Genomic DNA, 14,055 nt, shown 5'->3' on the forward strand with positions numbered 1-14,055 from the left:
CACGCACGTGGAGAGATGGTGGGTACGGCGCAAGAGCGCCTTTGCCCACCCTTCGCACCAACGATGTAACTACCATCCCTCCAGCACGATCTTGCCGCGCGACTTGCCGCTTTCGAGCAGCGCATGTGCGCGCTTGAGGTTCGTCGCGTTGATCGTGCCAAAGGTCTGATCGATCGTCGTGCGAAGCACGCCTTTGTCGATGAGGTCGGCGACGTCACCCAGCAGGTGATGCTGCGCGACCATGTCAGGCGTCTGGAACGAGGAGCGCGTGAACATCGATTCCCAGTGCACCGAAATTGCCTTGCCCTTGAACACGGCCATCGTGAATTCCGGGGGATCGTCGATCAGGCCGAACCTGCCTTGCGGCGCCATGAATTCGGCGATCGCCTTGTAGTGCTGGTCGGTGAAGGTGAGGCTTGCCACCACCGCGACCGGCGGCAGCTTGAGTTTCCCGATCTGCTCCTTCATCGGTTTGCCGTGATCGATCACAGCATGTGCGCCGAGATCGAGGCACCATTTCTGCGACTCCGGCCGCGTCGCGGTCGCGAGCACCGTGAGGCCGGTGAGGCGGCGCGCAAGCTGGATCAGGATCGAGCCGACGCCGCCTGCGCCGCCCGTGATCAGGAGCGTGCGCGGATCGACGCTCTTGCCAGGCACGGCGCCGAGGCGGTCGAACAGCAATTCCCACGCGGTGATGGAGGTGAGGGGAAGCGCGGCAGCCTGCGCGAATGAGAGCGATTTCGGCTTGAGGCCGACGATGCGCTCGTCGACCAGGTGGAATTCGGCATTGGTGCCCTGGCGCAGGATCGAGCCGGCGTAAAACACCTCGTCGCCCGGCTTGAACAGCGTGGCATCAGGCCCGACCGCATCGATCACGCCGGCCGCGTCGTAGCCCAAAATCTTGACCTCGCCTTCGGGCGGGGCAGCGCGCTTGCGCACCTTGAAGTCGACCGGATTGGCCGAGATCGCCTTTACCGCGACGCGGATGTCGCGCCCCTTCGGCTCCGGCTTTGCGGTTTCGAAATCGATCAGGGAATCCTGATCCTCGATCGGAAGCGATTTTTTGTAGCCGACGGCCTTCATGTCTCAAGTCTCCATCAGAAGGTGAGATCGCCAGGTTAAGTGTCCGGGTAGCTCCGATTTTGCAAGTACTGTAAAAATGGGGATATAGTCCCTGTTTGGATACTATTGGGAAAACACGCATGAAACGGCGCAATTTTGCCCGGCGGCCGGGGTGCTCGGTCGAGGCCACGCTCGACCTGATCGACGGCAAATGGAAGGGCGTGATCCTCTATCACCTCCAGGGCGGCACGCAGCGCTTCGGCGAATTGCGTCGCCTGATGCCCGGCATCACCCAGCGCATGCTGACCAAACAGCTTCGCGCGCTGGAGGAGGACAAGCTCGTCATCCGCAAGGTCTATGCGGAAGTGCCGCCGCGGGTGGAATACTGTCTCTCCGAGCTCGGCGAGAGCCTGCGGCCGGTGATCGATATCCTGAAAGCCTGGGGTGAAAGCCACCAGGAACGGCTGTCCTGCGCGCCGCCGCCGGTGGTCGTGAGGAAGGCGAAGCGCGCAGCGTAAGTGTCCGGGAGCGGACGTGCCGCTCCCGGAAGGGTCGTATCAGAACGCGACCTGGGTCCGCATCGCAATCGCGTCGAACTTCGAGCCCGCATTCGCCGCAGAGGTGGAGCTCACCTGCTTGGAGATGTCGCCATGCAGGTAGTCCAGCATGAAGCGGATGTTGCCGTTGACGTACCAGTTCAGCGCGGCAGTGTAGATGGTTTGCCGTCCACCCGCGATGCCGGCCGCAGTTGCGAGCTGATCGTTCAGGTTCATCGTGCTCACGCGTGCGGCGATTTCCCAGGCACCCCACCCGCCACCGGTGAGTGAGAACGGATTCGCCGGCTTGATGCCGCCGTAGGAGGCCGTCGCCGGATTGTAGGCACGCGTCTCGCCGGTGAGCACGTAGCCGACCTGCGCGTAGCCGCCGTCGAATTTCAGGCTCGGCGCGCTGAAGGGCGGCAGGCCAGTATTCGCTGTGCGGTCGACATTGAACCAGTAGTATTCGCCCTGCGCGATGAGCGGGCCATAGGTCCCCGCCACTTCGACGCCGTAGACCTGCGCCCCGGAAACGTTGGCGATCGCACCGGTCGATATCAGCGACGTTGGATCGATCCGCAGCTCAGGCCGGTCACTGAGCGTGAGCGTCTGCGCCTGCGTCACCAGATTGCGCGGCGGCTGGATCAGCCACTCCGCATCGGCGCCGATATGAAACGAGTAGCCATTGCCGCTGATGGGATTGCCGGCAATGCGGGCGACGGCGCCATATTGCTCGCTTGTCCCGGGCGGAGAGACGCTGGACGCAGAGTGGATCTGACCCGTGGTTGGTCCGGTGACATAGGCGCCGACCCAGAGCTGGTCGTTCCACCAGCGGGTGCCGGCGGCCGAACGGAAGTCACCGGCTGCGATATTTTGTGCGATGACGCCGACCGAAGCACGCTCCATGAACAGGATGTCGTTGGAGCTGGTCGATTCGTCGAGCGTCCAGGGCAGGTCCATGATGCCGGCTTCGACCGCCATCTTGCCGCCGAACGGTTTCAGGCCGGTGTAGCTCAGATAGGCGTTTTCGACGCCGGACGTGCCGCCGCCGGGCAGCGAGCCCGGAGCTGTGCCGCCGAAGCCGTCGGACGAGCCGCCGAAGTCATAGATCAGCGCGTAGTTCCAGTCGCCGAAGAATTTGCCGACGACGCCGATCCGCGCGCGGCGGAGATTTTCGCCGCTGTCGAGCTTCTGCGGCACGGTCGCCGCGGTGTTGGGACGGTAGTCGTAGCCGCCGACGTCCCAGTGGACGCGGCTCGTGATCGCGACGCAGTTCTGTTCGTCCGCGGTGCAGATGGTCGGCCGGTTGTTCGGCATGGTCACGACGACACCGGATGGAGCCACCGGGCCCTTGACCGGAATGGCGGCTTGCGCGTTGGCAACCGCGGCCTTCGCTTCGGTTCTCGCTTCGGCCTTGGCCTTCGCCGTGGCCGCCGTGTTCGCCGCGGTCTGATTTTGCAGTTTATCGAGCTTCTGCTCGAGCAGCTTCAATTGCTGCTTCAACAATGCGATCTCCTGATCGCTGTTGCTCGCCGTCTGTGCGTGGCCTTGCGAAGCCGCGAGCGCGCCGGCGAGGCCGAGCGCCGCGGTTGTGAATCTTTTCCTATTCACGTCATCCACTCCCTTACTGATCAGCGTCCCGATCATCACGGAGAATCGTACGATCGGCAGATGACCGCCCCGCGACGAATATCACGCACGAGCCCGGTTCCCGCTGATGCAAATTCGCATCAACCGAATCGTGCTTAACTTCCACTCTGGAGGATGATGGGCGTCATGCCAATCCCGCGGGACCGGCAAAATCGCAGCCCCTCGTGCGGGACTTGCATGCCGGAGCGGGGAGAAAAGGGGGCGAATATTGGCGGGAGCCGCCCTTCTATTGGCGGTCGAACATGCCTATATTCCGGCGTCTTTTCCGAGAGGTAGGAATGTTTCGATTGATCCGCGCCACTGTTATTGCCGCAAGCTGCATGACCCTTCTGGGCAGTCTAGATCCCGCCCTCGCGCAGGACCGTCGGGTCCCGTCGTCTCCGGCGGAGCTCAAGCTGTCCTATGCGCCGATCGTGCAGCGGGTGCAGCCGGCGGTGGTCAACGTCTATGCCGCCAAGGTGGTGCAGAACCGCAATCCGCTGCTGGACGACCCGATTTTCCGCCGTTTCTTCGGCGTGCCGGGCCAGCAGCCCGAGCAGATGCAGCGCTCGCTCGGCTCCGGCGTCATCGTCGATCCCTCGGGTCTCGTGGTTACCAACGTCCATGTCATCGAGGGCGCCGACCAGGTCAAGGTGTCGCTCTCGGACAAGCGGGAGTTCGAGGCCGAGATTCTGCTGAAGGATTCCCGCACCGATCTGGCGGTGCTGCGCCTCAAGGACGCCAAGGAGAAATTCCCCACCCTCGACTTCACCAACTCGGATGAGTTGATGGTCGGCGACGTCGTGCTCGCGATCGGCAATCCCTTCGGCGTCGGCCAGACCGTGACCCACGGCATCATCTCGGCACTCGCGCGCACGCAGGTCGGCATCACCGACTATCAGTTCTTCATCCAGACCGATGCAGCGATCAATCCCGGCAATTCCGGCGGTGCGCTGGTCGACATGAACGGCAGGCTGGCCGGCATCAACACCGCGATCTATTCGCGCTCCGGCGGCTCGCAGGGCATCGGGTTTGCGATTCCTGCCAACATGGTGCGCGTCGTCGTTGCCTCCGCCAGGAGCGGCGGCAAGGCGGTGAAGCGGCCGTGGCTCGGCGCGCGGCTCCAGGGGGTGACGCCCGACATCGCGGAGAGCCTGGGCCTGCGCTCGCCGACGGGCGCGCTGGTCGCGAGCGTCGTGTCGAACGGGCCTGCGGCGAAAGCCGGCTTGAAAGCCTCCGATCTGATCGTCGCGATCGACGGGCAGACGGTCGACGATCTCAATGCCTTCGACTACCGCCTGGCCACCCGTCCGCTCGGCGGTACCGCGCAACTCGACGTGCAGCGCGCCGGCAAACCGATCAAGCTCACCGTGCAGCTCGAGACCGCGCCTGACACCGGTCGCAATGAGATCGTCATCACCGCGCGCTCGCCATTCCAGGGTGCGAAGATCTCGGCCATCACGCCGGCGGTCGCCGACGAATTGCATCTCGATGCCGACACCGAGGGCGTCGTGATCACCGAAATCGGCGACGACACCACGGCCGCAGGCGTCGGCTTCCAGAAGGGCGATATCATTCTTTCGGTCAACAACCAGAAGATCGGCCAGACCAGCGATCTGGAGAAGGCGGCGGGCGTGTCCGCGCGGCTCTGGCGTATCGCGCTGCTGCGCGGCGGCCAGCAGATCAACGTCACGCTCGGCGGATGAGCGCGAAGCGACCACAGGGGACGCCAACGCTCTTCGCCGCGGCTGGGCTCGATCACGATGCCCCGCATCCGCTGCCGGACCGCCTGCGCCCGCGCGCGCTGTCGGAGGTCGTGGGTCAGGACCACATCCTCGGCCCGGACGGCGCGCTGACACGCATGCTGGCGACGCGTACGCTCGGCTCGCTGGTGTTCTGGGGACCGCCGGGCACCGGCAAGACCACCGTGGCGCGGCTGCTCGCTGACGCCACCGACCTGCATTTCGAGCAGATCTCCGCGGTATTCTCCGGCGTCGCCGACCTGAAAAAGGCCTTTGACGCCGCGCGCGCCCGCCGCGAGATGGGCAAGGGCACGCTGCTGTTCGTCGACGAGGTGCATCGCTTCAACCGCGCGCAGCAGGATTCCTTTCTGCCGGTGATGGAGGACGGAACGGTGGTGATGGTCGGCGCCACCACCGAAAATCCGTCCTTCGAGCTCAACGCGGCGTTGCTCTCGCGCGCCCGCGTGCTGGTGTTCCATTCGCTCGACGCCGCAGCAATCGAAAAACTGTTCGCGCATGCGGAAGTCGTCGAGGGCAAGAAGCTGCCGCTGGATGCGGAGGCGCGCGCCGCGCTCGCACGCATGGCCGACGGCGACGGCCGTGCTGCGCTGACGCTGGTCGAGGAAGTCTGGCGTTCCGCGCGCGCCGGCGAGATATTCACGGCCGAGCAGTTGCAGGACATCTTGCAGCGCCGCGCGCCGATCTACGACAAGTCCGCCGACGGCCACTACAACCTGATCTCGGCCCTGCATAAGTCCGTGCGCGGCTCAGATCCGGACGCGGCGCTCTATTATCTTGCGCGCATGCTGGACGCCGGCGAGGATCCGCTGTTCCTGGCGCGGCGCGTGGTGCGCATGGCGGTCGAGGACATCGGCCTTGCCGATCCGCAGGCGCTCGTCATCGCGAATGCGGCGAAGGACGCCTTCGACTTCCTGGGTCATCCCGAAGGCGAGCTCGCGATCGCCCAGGCCGTCGTCTATCTCGCCACCGCGCCGAAATCGAACGCAGTCTACGCTGCCTTCGGCGCCGCGATGCAGACCGCAAAGCAGGCCGGCTCCCTGCTGCCGCCGAAGCACATCCTCAACGCGCCCACCGGTCTGATGAAGTCGGAGGGCTATGGCGCAGCCTACGAATACGACCACGACGCGCCCGACGCGTTTTCCGGCCAGGACTATTTCCCGGAGGCCCTTGGACGCCAGACCTTCTACGACCCGCCCGAGCGCGGGTTTGAGCGGGAGATCAGGAAGCGGCTGGATTACTGGGCGAAGCTGCGGAAGGAGCGGGGCGGCTCGCGTTGAAATCGGCCATTTCGTCGTGACGAGAAGCCGCTTTTAGGCTAGGCAGACAACCATGAGCCGCCGCATCAAGAGAACCAACCCAAAGCCCCGCTCGCGTGATGAACGCAAGGAAGCGCGTCCGTTCAAGGCGCGTAGCGCGCAGAAGGCAGGGCCGCGGCCGGGCGGCAAGCCGGGTTCGAAGCCGCCACGTTTCGCTAGCGAGCGCACCGAGCGGCGTGCGCCTGAGCCGGCGAGCGCAAAGCCCGTCGAGGCGCTGCTGCCGACCAAGGTGCAGACCGTCACCGTGACGGCCGACGAGAACAACATGCGCGTCGATCGGTTTCTGGAGGCGCGTTTCCCAGGGCTGTCGTTCTCCCACATCCAGCGCGTCGTGCGCAAAGGCGAACTGCGCGTCGACGGCAAGCGGGTCGACAGCAAGGACCGGCTGGAGGAGGGGCAGAGCGTCCGCATTCCGCCGTTGAAGCTGGATACGCCGAAGCTGCCCGGCGCGCTCTCCGAAGCCGCGCAAAAAACGCTTCAAGCGCTCAAGGAGATGACGCTCTACGAGGACGACGACGTCCTCGTGCTCAACAAGCCGGCGGGGCTTGCGGTGCAGGGGGGCTCCGGCACCACGCGGCACATCGACCAGATGTTGGAAGTGATGCGGGACGCCAAGGGGCAGAAGCCACGCCTGGTGCATCGCATCGACAAGGACACGTCAGGCTGCCTGTTGATCGCGAAGACGCGCTTTGCCGCGACCCATCTCACCGGTGCCTTCCGCTCGCGTTCGGCACGGAAGATCTATTGGGCGCTGGTGCCGGGTCTGCCGAAGCCGAAGCAGGGCCGCATCTCGACCTTCCTCGCGAAAGAGGAGAGCGAGGACGACACCATCATGCGCATCGCCCAACATGGCGACGAGGGCGCGAGCCACGCGGTGACCTACTATGCGGTGGTCGAGACCGCCGGCAACAAGCTCACCTGGGTGTCGCTGAAGCCGGTGACCGGGCGCACGCACCAGCTTCGCGCCCACATGGCCCATATCGGCCATCCCATCATCGGCGATCCCAAATACTTCAACATCGAGAACTGGGAATTGCCGGGCGGCCTGCAAAACCGGCTGCATCTGCTCGCGCGCCGTATCGTCATTCCGCATCCGCGCGGTGGGGTCATCGACGCCAGCGCTCCGCTGCCGCCGCACATGCAGCAGTCGTGGAACCTGCTTGGCCTCGACGCAACAAGATTTGATCCGATCGAGAACGCGCCGGAGGAGTAATCCGCTTGCGCGACCACGGGAGGAGCACGACATGTCCTCCATGAAGGCGACGCTCTCCATCCTGGTGGTTCTAGCTGCGCTCGCGGCGGGGCAGGGCAGTTTCGCGCAGACGCTGGTGCCGGGCACCTCGCCGCTATTGCTGCCACCACCGCCTCCTCCGCCGCCACCGCCAAAGATCGAGATACCGAAAGTCCCGCAGCTCGATGCGCGGCCGAGCAACAATTACAGACCGGCGCCACGATCCTCATTCAGCGACCGCATCAGCAAATGCCTCGATGACGCTGCCGGGGCGGGGCTTAGCCCAGCCGATCGCGGCACGTATTCACGCATGTGCGCGAACCAGTAGGTCATCCCGCCACATCCTCAGTTGTCATCGCTCGACCGGGCGATCCAGTACTCCGAGACGGCTGTGATTGAATCGATAAGCCGCGGCGTACTGGATGCCCCGCCTGCTGTTTAGACCGGACAGATCACTGCGCGGGGCATGACAGCGGCGAGTGTGACAGGGGCCCGCTAGTTCCTGAACTGCTCCAGAAACATCCGCAGGCTGTCATGCGGGCTCTCGACGTCGGTGATCAGCCAGCCTTCCGGCCCGTCGACCAGGATGAAGTTCAGCGTCACCCGACGGCCGTTATTGTCGAACAGCGCCGCGACATAGGTCTTGTCGTATTGCTTGCGAAGCACCGAGATCGCGACCGGGCCGAGTGTCCAGGTCTGGCTTTGCACCAGGAAATCGTAGGGCTCGCTCCGCTGGCTGCTCCAGACCTTGCGCAGGCTGGGGTCGAAGAACTGGCGCGCGGTCGGAGCATCTCGCGGCAGGCCTTTCGAGAACTCCGGTGCACCCCGGCCGTAATGGGCATAGACGTTGCGCACCAGCGATTCCGGCGAGCGGAAACCGGCCTCGGCGACAACCGACCAGAAGCCGGCGAACAGGGCCATAATGCCAGCGATTTCCTTCATGCCTGCCGCTCGCTTTATCGGCTGCCGGACATACTTTAGAAGCCTAGCATCCAGGGATTAGGGTCGAAAACCGAATGCGTGAATTGTTTGACGAGGTTGCGGGCCAGTCCCGGCTCGATCCGCAGGAGGCCGCGCGGGCTGCCTCCCGGGCGCCCCTGCGCAAGCGTTTCTATGCGCAGGCGGGCGTTGCGGAGGCCGAGGGCGGCTTCGCCATCACGCTCGACGGCAAGCCGATCAAGACGCCGTCCGGCCGCCAGGTTGTCATCCCCGCGAAGCTGCTCGCCGACGCGGTCGCCGCGGAATGGGCGGGCCAGGCGGAGACGATCGACCCCATGACCATGCCGCTGACGCGGCTCGCCAACAGCGTGGTCGAGGGCGTGGTCGGCCGCGTCGATCTCGTCAGCGATGACCTCGCAAAATACCTCCAGTCCGACCTGCTGTTCTATCGCGCCGGCCATCCCGAGGGCCTGGTGGCCCGCGAGGCCGTGCATTGGGACCCCGTGCTGTTCTGGGCGGCCGAGACGCTTGGCGCGCATTTCATCCTGTCCGAGGGCATCATGCATGTCACCCAGCCGGAGCAGGCGATCGCGGCCGCGCGGGCGGCCCTGCCCGGGGATCCCTGGTCGGTCGCAGCTTTGCACGTGATCACGACGCTGACGGGCTCGGCGCTGCTGGCCCTCGCCCTGGCGCATCGGGCGCGTGATGCCGACCAGGTCTGGGCCGCCGCCCATGTCGACGAGGACTGGAACGCCGATCAGTGGGGCGTGGATGAGGAGGCGGCCGGCCGCCGCGCCGCCCGGCTGAAGGATTTTGCCGCGGCGGTGGTGGTCCTCGAGGCCGTGAACGGGCTCCCGACGCAAGGTCCTTAACGGGAGGTTTACGACGGATGGCTAGGGTTGCTCGCGTTCCGCGGGTCCTGAAAACATGCCGACGCCGATAAGCTCGATTGTATCAGTCAGCGCCGCCACCTCCGTAGCCGATACGGCAACGCCGGAGCTCGTGCTCCAGGCGGGCTCGGTCGTCGACGCCAAGGTCGTCAGCGTGATGGCCGACAATCTCGTACGCATCGCGATCGTCAACCTCTCGATTGACGTTATGTCGGAGGTGGCGCTGTCGCCGGGGCAGAACCTCCAGCTCGCGGTGTCGCAGAGCGATGGCACCGTACGCCTTGCGATCGTCAACGGAACGGACGGGGCGGCGACCGATCAGGTCACGCTGACGCCAGGTGCGGTCGCGCTCACCGACGCGCCCACGCTCGCGCCGTCCGCGACCGCTGGGCGCAATCTCCTGACGCCGCTCGAGCAGATCGCCGTTTCGGTGGCCTCCAGTGAGGCGGTGACCAAGCAGGGCAGCCAGGCGCCGCTGTTTGCCAATCTCGCCTCGGTCGTCACCAACAGTGACCTGCCGGCCGGGCTGAAGCAGGCCGTGCTGGACGTGCTGGCGCAGCAGACACCACTCGGTCCGCAGCTCGACGGTGGCGACATCGAGTCCGCGTTCCAGAAATCCGGGATCTTCCTCGAGGCCTCGCTGGCGTCAGGGCTGATGCCTGCAAGCGGCACCGTTCCTGATCTGAAGGCGGCGCTTCTCGTGCTGCGCCAGACGCTCGCTGCAACGTCGGGCGCGGTTGAAACTTTGGCGCCGCAAGTGGCGGCACCGGCAAACGCGCTTCCCGCCGCGCCTGCGGCCGTGGCGCGGGCCGTGACCTCGCTCGAGCAGATTGCTGGCGAAACGTTCCAGGCGCCGCCGCTCTCACCTGAAGCTGGCCCAGGCCAGACGCTGCAGGCGCCGCACGGCGCCGATATCGCGGCCGCGCTCACCGAGGCCATGACCGAAGGCGCGCTGCCGCGCGCCGTGTCACCCGGCGTCGCGCTGAGCCTGCTCCAGGAAGCCGTGCAAGAGCTGCCGCATGCCATGGGCGCCGCGTTTGCGGCATCCAAAGCCGCGGCGCCGGACGCGCACAGCCTCGACACGATGCCGCGTGCGGCGACCGCGCCGCCGCCATTTCGCGGTGCGCTGCCATCGCCGCAGGCGATCCCAGCGGCCTCGCTGGCATCAGATGCTCCGCTGAGTCAGACCGTGCACCGGCTGCTCGACGACACCGACGCCGCGATCGCGCGGCAGACTTTGTTGCAGGTCGCATCACTTCCGGATCGCGTCGATGCCAGCGGCCAACGCGTCGATCCGTCCGTGCCGCAATGGGCGTTCGAAATTCCCTTCGCCACGCCCCAAGGCACCGCGATGGCACAGTTCGAGATTACGCGCGACGGTGGTGGCAGCGAGTCCGATCCGGCGAAAAAGGCCTGGCGCGCGCGCTTCTCGCTCAACGTCGAGCCGGCCGGCCCCGTGCATGCCCTGATCACGCTCAATGGCGACAAGACATTTGTGCGGATGTGGGCGGAACGTCCTGCCACCGCGCAGCAATTGCGCGACGGCGCCGGCGAGCTCAGCAAGGCGCTGGCCAAAGCCGATCTCAAGCCCGGCGACATCGTGATCCGCGACGGCACGCCGCCGCAGCCGCAACCGGCGCGCGCCGGGCACTTTCTGGATCGCGCGACATGAGCGAGGAGAGCAAGCTCGCCATCGCCCTGCATTACGAGAAGGGCAGCGGTGCGCCGCGGGTCGTCGCCAAGGGCAAGGGCACGATCGGCGCCAAGATCGTGGAACTGGCAAAGGCCCACGACATTCCGATCGAGGAGAACGAGGTGCTGGCGGGCGCGTTGTCCAAGGTCGAGCTCGGCGACGAAATCCCGCCGGACCTCTACAAGGCCGTGGCCGAGGTCTTGGTGTTCGTGCTGCGGCTGTCGGGCCGGGTGCGCTAAAGCCGCGCCAAAACGCTGTCATCGTTTCACCACGAAACCGGCTGCACTGTCGCTACCGACCATTGAACGGATACCGCCCTTGCTGACCCGTCGCTCTACTCTCGGCCTTCTCGCCGCCAGCGCCATCCTGCCATCGCGCGCGCTCGCCAATGTTGCGCCGCCGCTTAGCGAAGTTCGCGACAGCCTCGCGAAGCGTTTTACGGAAGCCGGCACGGCCGGCACCTTCGTCGGCTACAAGGTCGACGACTACATGATTATCCTGAGCGACAAGGAGCGCTCCGCCGAGCCGCGGCTGCCGGCCTCGACCTTCAAGATTCCCAACTCGCTGATCGGGCTGGAAACCGGCGTGGTGCAGGACGTGGACAAGGATGTCTTCCCCTGGGACGGCGTGAAGCGCGACATCGAGGCCTGGAACAGGGATCACACGCTGCGCAGCGCCATCGCGGTCAGCGCGGTGCCGGTCTATCAGGAGATCGCGCGCCGCATCGGCCAGGAGCGGATGCAAAAATACGTCGACCTCTTCGAATATGGCAATCGCGACATCGGCGGCGGCATCGACCAGTTCTGGCTGACCGGAAACCTGCGCATCGATCCCATGGACCAGATCGACTTCGTCGACCGGCTGCGGCGCCGCGCGCTGCCGATCTCCGGGCGCAGCCAGGATCTCGTCTGCGATATCCTGCCGGTGACGAAAGTCGGCACCTCCATCATCCGTGCCAAGTCCGGCCTCACGGGTAAGGAGCAGGGCTCGCTCGGCTGGATGGTCGGCTGGGCCGAGAAGGGCGACGCGCGCACCGTGTTCGCGCTCAACATGGATTGCCGCGAGCCGCGTCACATCGCCGATCGCATGACGCTGACGCAAGCCTGCCTTGCCGATATCGGCGCAATTTAACGTAGCAGCTCTGGAGTCTGTCGCGCAGCTCGACTAGCATTGCTCGGCTACTAATCGGCCGTTCGGCGCGAGCGCCGCATACGAGACCTTGTATGATGCTGCATCGCCGCTCGGTTCTCCTCGGAGGCTCCGCACTTCTACTTGGCGGCGCGCGGCTGCATGCTCAGTCCCTGCCTGAGCAGGAGCTCGCGGCCTTGCTCGAGGACCACATCGAGACCGGCCACGAGACCATGGGGCTCGTGGCGGGTCGCATCGACGGCGGTCGCCGCATCGTCGCGACCCATGGGCGTTCGGGAGCCGCCAATAATCGCGCGCTCGACGCCGACACCGTCTTCGAGATCGGCTCGATCACAAAGGTCTTCACCGCCTTGCTGCTGGCCGAGATGGTCGGACGAGGCGAGATGGCGCTGGATGATCCCGCGGCCAAGTTCCTGCCCGAGCGGGTCAGGATGCCGGAATATCAGGGCGTCCCGATCACCTTGCTGGATCTAGCGACCTACACTTCCGGCCTGCCGAACATGCCCAACAATTTTGCGCCGAAGGACCCCACCAATCCGTATGCCGACTACACCGCCGATCGGCTCTACGATTTCCTGTCGAGCTACAGGCTCGCCTACACGCCGGGCAAGCACTACGAATACGCCAATCTCGGCTTCGGCCTGCTCGGGCACGTATTGGCACTGCGCGCGGGCAAAAGTTACGAGGAGCTCGTCACTTCGCGCATCTGCGCGCCGCTCGGCATGGACGACACGCGGATCACGCTTTCCGCCGCGCTGCGCGAGCGCCTGGCGCCAGGCCACAATACAGCGTTGGCACCCGTGGCGAATTGGGACCTCGATGCGCTCGCAGGCGCCGGCGCGCTGCGCTCGACCTTGAACGACCTCTTCAAGTTCGTCGAGGCCTATCAGGGCACGCGCGACACGCCGCTCGATGCCGCCATGAGGATGACGCTGTCGCTGCGGCGTCCGCGAGAGCCGCAGCGTGACGTTGCCATGGGCTGGTTCACCAGCTTGCGCTTCGACGACGAGGTGATCTGGAAGGACGGCGGCACCGGCGGCTATGCGACCTTCATCGGCTATTCGACCAGTACCGGGAAGGCATCCATCCTGCTGTCGAATGCGAACGATTATGGCGCCAACACCTCGCTCGCACTGAACATGATCAACCCGGTCTATCCGCCACCGAAGATCCGGCACGAGGTCCCCGTCGATCCGGCGCTGCTCACAGCCTATATGGGCCGCTACCAGATCGCAGCGACCTTCGTGCTGACGGTGCGCGCCGACGGCAGCCATCTGTTCGTGCAGGCGACCGGGCAGGCCGAATATGAGGTATTTGCCGAGAGCGAGACGGATTTCTTCTACCGCGTCGTCGACGCTCAGCTCACTTTCGCAAGGCCCGAGGACGGCGCAGCGCCGATGCTGACGCTGCACCAGAACGGCAAGGACATGCGCGGGCGGCGGGTGCCCTAATCTTACTGTGTCATAAAATCATCCGCACGGTACGTCTTTGGATGAGAGCAGTACAGCACGGACATCGTCGCAGGCGACTGATGAGCGCAACGCTCAGGCGTCGTCGCATCGTTGCGATCGAGTTTGGGATGTGACGTTCGGTCCTGAACGGCAGAGCCTCTTGGCCGGTAATTGCGGGGAAGCAGAGATTTTTTGACCGGCCTGGAGGAACGAGGTCCTGAGGGGGGAATCGTCTCCCGTTCGGAGATCAGGAATCCGTAGGCTGCAATGCAGAGCGTGGCGTGATGGTGGAAGCCGCGCCAACCGCGCCCTTCGAAGTGGTCAAGGCCGGTCTCCTGCTTGAGCTCCTGGTAGTCGCGCTCGATGCGCCAACGCAGCTTTGCAATGTCGACGAGA

At 65.3% G+C, this 14,055-nt stretch carries 14 protein-coding genes; 10 read left to right on the plus strand and 4 right to left on the minus strand.

Annotated features, from left to right (window positions below; translation table 11 throughout):
• Positions 1-69 precede the first annotated feature (69 nt).
• The gene (locus SO139_RS02940) at positions 70-1,083 is read right to left on the minus strand and encodes a zinc-binding alcohol dehydrogenase family protein (RefSeq protein ID WP_449377261.1); all 1,014 of its coding nucleotides are present in this window, start codon (positions 1,081-1,083) and stop codon (positions 70-72) included.
• Positions 1,084-1,202: 119 nt separating this feature from the next.
• Here SO139_RS02940 and SO139_RS02945 point away from each other — a divergent pair, with 119 nt between their 5' ends.
• A complete protein-coding gene (locus SO139_RS02945) occupies positions 1,203-1,580 on the plus strand; it encodes a winged helix-turn-helix transcriptional regulator (protein WP_449377260.1) in 378 nt (125 codons plus the stop codon).
• A gap of 39 nt (positions 1,581-1,619) precedes the next feature.
• On the opposite strand, the gene SO139_RS02950 is transcribed toward SO139_RS02945, so the two are convergent.
• Positions 1,620-3,209: an OprO/OprP family phosphate-selective porin gene (locus SO139_RS02950; protein WP_449377259.1), complete on the minus strand. Its 1,590-nt coding sequence runs from the start codon at positions 3,207-3,209 to the stop codon at positions 1,620-1,622.
• Between the two features lie 317 nt (positions 3,210-3,526).
• On the opposite strand from SO139_RS02950, the gene SO139_RS02955 reads away from it, so the two are divergent.
• From SO139_RS02955 to SO139_RS02970, 4 genes are read left to right on the plus strand one after another with little or no spacing between them, the layout of a single operon-like run.
• Positions 3,527-4,933 (plus strand): DegQ family serine endoprotease, encoded by a 1,407-nt coding sequence (locus SO139_RS02955; protein WP_449377258.1) that lies wholly within the window; start codon positions 3,527-3,529, stop codon positions 4,931-4,933.
• Positions 4,930-6,267, plus strand: a complete 1,338-nt coding sequence (locus SO139_RS02960; RefSeq protein ID WP_449377257.1) for a replication-associated recombination protein A — start codon at positions 4,930-4,932, stop codon at positions 6,265-6,267. Before SO139_RS02955 ends, SO139_RS02960 begins: the two co-directional genes overlap by 4 nt.
• Positions 6,268-6,319: 52 nt before the next feature.
• Positions 6,320-7,519: an RluA family pseudouridine synthase gene (locus SO139_RS02965; RefSeq protein WP_449377256.1), complete on the plus strand. Its 1,200-nt coding sequence runs from the start codon at positions 6,320-6,322 to the stop codon at positions 7,517-7,519.
• 31 nt (positions 7,520-7,550) lie between these two features.
• Entirely contained in the window at positions 7,551-7,865 is a 315-nt protein-coding gene (locus SO139_RS02970) for a hypothetical protein (RefSeq protein WP_449377255.1), read from the plus strand.
• Between the two features lie 167 nt (positions 7,866-8,032).
• On the opposite strand, the gene SO139_RS02975 is transcribed toward SO139_RS02970, so the two are convergent.
• Positions 8,033-8,479: a hypothetical protein gene (locus tag SO139_RS02975; RefSeq protein WP_449377254.1), complete on the minus strand. Its 447-nt coding sequence runs from the start codon at positions 8,477-8,479 to the stop codon at positions 8,033-8,035.
• 74 nt (positions 8,480-8,553) lie between these two features.
• On the opposite strand from SO139_RS02975, the gene SO139_RS02980 reads away from it, so the two are divergent.
• The 5 genes from SO139_RS02980 to SO139_RS03000 all read left to right on the plus strand — a co-directional run bounded on the left by SO139_RS02980 (position 8,554) and on the right by SO139_RS03000 (position 13,659).
• Positions 8,554-9,348: an ATP12 family chaperone protein gene (locus SO139_RS02980; RefSeq protein WP_449377253.1), complete on the plus strand. Its 795-nt coding sequence runs from the start codon at positions 8,554-8,556 to the stop codon at positions 9,346-9,348.
• A gap of 55 nt (positions 9,349-9,403) precedes the next feature.
• A complete protein-coding gene (gene fliK, locus SO139_RS02985; RefSeq protein WP_498539588.1) occupies positions 9,404-11,038 on the plus strand; it encodes a flagellar hook-length control protein FliK in 1,635 nt (544 codons plus the stop codon).
• Positions 11,035-11,298 (plus strand): EscU/YscU/HrcU family type III secretion system export apparatus switch protein, encoded by a 264-nt coding sequence (locus tag SO139_RS02990; protein WP_254113110.1) that lies wholly within the window; start codon positions 11,035-11,037, stop codon positions 11,296-11,298. The genes fliK and SO139_RS02990 overlap by 4 nt, the downstream gene beginning before the upstream one ends.
• A gap of 79 nt (positions 11,299-11,377) precedes the next feature.
• The gene (gene blaOXA / locus SO139_RS02995) at positions 11,378-12,190 is read left to right on the plus strand and encodes a class D beta-lactamase (protein ID WP_449377251.1); all 813 of its coding nucleotides are present in this window, start codon (positions 11,378-11,380) and stop codon (positions 12,188-12,190) included.
• A gap of 92 nt (positions 12,191-12,282) precedes the next feature.
• Positions 12,283-13,659 (plus strand): serine hydrolase, encoded by a 1,377-nt coding sequence (locus tag SO139_RS03000; RefSeq protein ID WP_498539589.1) that lies wholly within the window; start codon positions 12,283-12,285, stop codon positions 13,657-13,659.
• A gap of 2 nt (positions 13,660-13,661) precedes the next feature.
• Here the strand turns inward: SO139_RS03000 and SO139_RS03005 are convergent.
• A partial coding sequence (locus tag SO139_RS03005; RefSeq protein ID WP_498539590.1) for a transposase occupies positions 13,662-14,055 on the minus strand: 394 nt, incomplete at its 5' end.

The sequence above is a fragment of the Bradyrhizobium sp. UFLA05-89 genome, assembly GCF_059803475.1.